The sequence below is a fragment of the Clostridium sp. DJ247 genome, from assembly GCF_014231265.1.
Window position 1 is genome coordinate 1 of the sequence record NZ_JABAIW010000129.1, and the last position, 1,834, is coordinate 1,834.

1 protein-coding gene is annotated in these 1,834 nt (G+C 30.2%); it reads right to left on the reverse strand.

Annotated features, from left to right (window positions below; genetic code table 11):
- Positions 1 to 167 precede the first annotated feature (167 nt).
- A complete protein-coding gene (locus HGI79_RS22360) occupies positions 168 to 1,304 on the reverse strand; it encodes an aminotransferase class V-fold PLP-dependent enzyme (protein ID WP_185652871.1) in 1,137 nt (378 codons plus the stop codon).
- Positions 1,305 to 1,834 lie beyond the last annotated feature (530 nt).

Consider the following 1,834-nt stretch of genomic DNA (forward strand, 5'->3'; position numbering starts at 1 on the left):
GAGTTTATCAAAGTTCTTAGGCTTTTCTCAAATTTGAGCTTTAGACTAATTAAAAATATTTAACGTGACGAAACATGATAATATATACGGTCGTATAAGTTAAATTTTGGGCATGGATATTTATATGTAGTATAAGAAAAATGCTGGATATTATACCCAGCATCTTTCTATTTTAAAGCATTTAAAACTTTTATTAAGGCATCTATATGTTTTTTCTTATTAAAATAACCAATACCAATTCTAACAGCTCCAGTGTTTAAAGTACCCATTAACTTATGTGCAGATGGAGCGCAGTGGTAACCAACTCGAACCATAATATCATTTTTACTGAGCTCGTTTGATATCTGGTCTACTGTTAGGTTATCAATATTAAATGATATAACACCTACTATTTTTTTAGAATCCTTAGGCCCGTAAATGGTTATATCACTAATTTGCGATAGCTCTTGTAAAGCATAGTTTGTAAGAATTTCTTCTCTTTCCCTTATATTACCTACTCCTATAGAACTTATAAAGTTTACGGCTTCTCTAAGGCCTATTATTCCAACTACATTAGGTGTACCAGCCTCAAATCTATTGGGAAGGTAGTCTGGTTGAAAGGGGTTTTTTGAATCTCCACCAGTACCTCCTGATTTTAACGGAGATATGCAAGAATCACAATTAATAAGAAGTCCTCCAGTGCCTGTAGGTCCTAAAAGACTTTTATGACCTGTAAAAGCTAAAAAATCTATATTGTCTCTAACTACATCTATAGGATACGCACCTGCAGTCTGAGCAGAATCTACTAGAAACGTTATACCATGTTTTTTAGCAATTTTACCAATGTCACTAATAGGTTGAATAGTTCCAAGCACGTTAGAAGCGTGAGTAAACACTATAAGTCTGGTATTAGGTTTTATAAGAGATTCTATAGCCTCTATGCTAGTAAATCCTTCGTTATTGCATGGAGCTGTAGATATTTCTATGCATTGATCTCTTTCTAATGTTTTCAATGGTCTCCATACTGCATTATGTTCAATGGAACTTGTTATAACGTGATCACCTCTTTGCAATAAGCCGTTAATAACAAGATTTAAAGATTCAGTTATATTATAAGTAAATATAACTTTGGATGGATCTTTTCCATTAAATAAATTACATATAGCTTCTCTGCAGTTAAATATTAGTCTATTAGTTTCTATAGCATTCTTATAAGCACCTCTTCCTGCTGTAGCACCAATGTTCTTCATAAAATTAGACATTTTGTTTATTACTATATCAGGTTTAGGATAGGACGTAGCAGCGTTATCAAGATATATTGGCAATTTCAACACTCCTTACATATATTTTGTATGTACAAGAATATAAGCAATAAAAAGCACCATAAATTATAATACTATGCTTTTAGTCAAAGTGTTACTTTGTTTTAAAAGTAAGAGCCTCAGGTCTCGTAGTGGAAAAGATGAATTTTTTTTAACAAAGTTTATTAGTATATATAAGTATGTGATAACTATTTGCTTTTATAAGACAATTTTTGACAAAAAATCGATTTGCAGAGAAAATAATAGAAATGATACAGGAAATAATATCTGTGTTAACATAACTTTAAAATACGCGTAAAATCAATGAAAATTTATATTGATACAGTTTCAAAATAATTGTATAATAGTGTTGTAGGTAAATAAGTTTAATACAAATTAAGTTTCTTAATAAAGATGTTAGCAGTTTGATATTTTTAATTGTTTAGTAAAGAGGTGGATGTTAATATGTTAAAGCAATGGAATGGTTTTAGAGAAGGAAAATGGACAGAAGAAATAGATGTAAGAGACTTTATACAAAAGAATTATAGTTTATA